We start from the raw sequence: 1,447 nt of genomic DNA, 5'->3' as shown, positions 1-1,447 counted from the left end.
GCGGCACGCCGCGGTTTCCGAGCGCGGCACGCCGCGGTGCCCGGATCCGCGGGCCGATTCGGGGAGATTCCCTATAGCGCTGCGTCGTGGCCGGTCATAGCCTTGCAGGCATGGCCGAGTCCGACGACCTGCTGCTCTCCGACGCCGAGCGGCTGCACGCCCTCACCGTGCTCGGCGACCACTACGCGTCGGGCCGGCTGGACGACTCGCAATTCCACGCCCGCTCCGGCGACGTGGCCGCGGCCCGCACACTCGGCCAGCTGCGCGACTCGTTCGCCGACCTGCCCGGCGGGACGCCGCTGACGTCAGTCGACGGCATGATCGTCCAGTCGGCCACGGCGGGCGGCGGGGAGGTCGCGCTCTCGTCGTCGTCACCCTCCTCTCTCGTGCCGGCTCCCACCGGCGCGCGGACTCCGGCCACCCGCGACGCCGACGCCGACCTCGAGGACCTGCGGCGCCGCGGCAAGCTGGTCGAGTCGCTGGACGGCGTGGTGATCGGGCTGACGCTCATCACGTTCCTCGTCCTGCAGATCGTGGTGGACTGGCAGTACGCGTGGATCGTGTGGCCGTCGCTGGTGCTCACGTTGGGGATCCCGCGGCTGGCGCTGCGGTACACCGATTCCGAGGAGAAGACGTACGAGAAGCTGAAGAAGGCCGATGAGAAGGCGCGCGAGGAGCGCCTGCGCGCGGCGTCGGAGCGGATCCGCGAGCTGGGCGACGGGCGCGAGAAGCACGACTGAGCGTCGCTCGCGCCGCCGCACCGGAAGCCCTGCGCGGGGGTCAGGTGTCCTCGAGTGCGACGCCCTTGCGCTCCGGAAGGGTGAAGGCGGCCAGGGCGGCGACGACGAAGGCCGCCGCGAACACACCGAAGACCATCACCGTGTCGCCCAGATCGAGCAGGAACGGGACGAGCAGTGGCGCGATGATGGAGGCGATCCGCCCGAACGCCGCCGCCGCGCCGGTGCCGGACCCGCGGGTGGCGGTGGGGTAGAGCTCGGGGCCGATCGCGTACAGGGCACCCCACGCGCCGAGGTTGAAGAACGACAGCGCCATACCCGCGGCGATGATGGTGGCCGGCGAGTCCGCCAGGCCGAACAGTCCGGCCGCCACCGCCGAGCCGACGAGGAACACCGCGAGCGTGACCCGCCGCCCCCAGACCTCGATGAGCCAGGCGGCCACGGCGTAGCCCGGCAGCTGGGCGAGCGTGATGATGAGCGTGTAGCCGAACGACTTGACCAGGTCGAAGCCCTGCGAGACGAGCAGGCTCGGCAGCCAGATGAAGGCGCCGTAGTAACTGAAGTTGATGCCGAACCACACGATCCACAACGCGGCGGTGCGGCGGCGCAGGCGCGGGGACCAGATGGACTCGCCCGACTCGGCAGGCGCGGCGGGTGCGGCCTCCGGCGCGGTCGCGGCGGCCTCGGCGTCAGACCGACCGGTCGCGGGG

General features: G+C 72.3%; 2 protein-coding genes. One reads left to right on the top strand and one right to left on the bottom strand.

The window, feature by feature from the left end; translation table 11 throughout:
* Window positions 1-110: 110 nt before the first annotated feature.
* Window positions 111-740, top strand: a complete 630-nt coding sequence (locus G6030_RS03750; RefSeq protein WP_182642249.1) for a DUF1707 domain-containing protein — start codon at window positions 111-113, stop codon at window positions 738-740.
* A gap of 40 nt (window positions 741-780) precedes the next feature.
* Here the strand turns inward: G6030_RS03750 and G6030_RS03745 are convergent.
* Window positions 781-1,447: MFS transporter (locus G6030_RS03745; protein ID WP_241724134.1), on the bottom strand; the 667-nt coding region annotated here is incomplete at its 5' end.

This window comes from Dietzia sp. E1, assembly GCF_014145015.1.
Classification (GTDB): Bacteria; Actinomycetota; Actinomycetes; order Mycobacteriales; family Mycobacteriaceae; genus Dietzia; species Dietzia cinnamea_A.
Note: the sequence above shows the minus strand (reverse complement) of the source record. Positions and strands in the feature narration are given on the sequence as shown.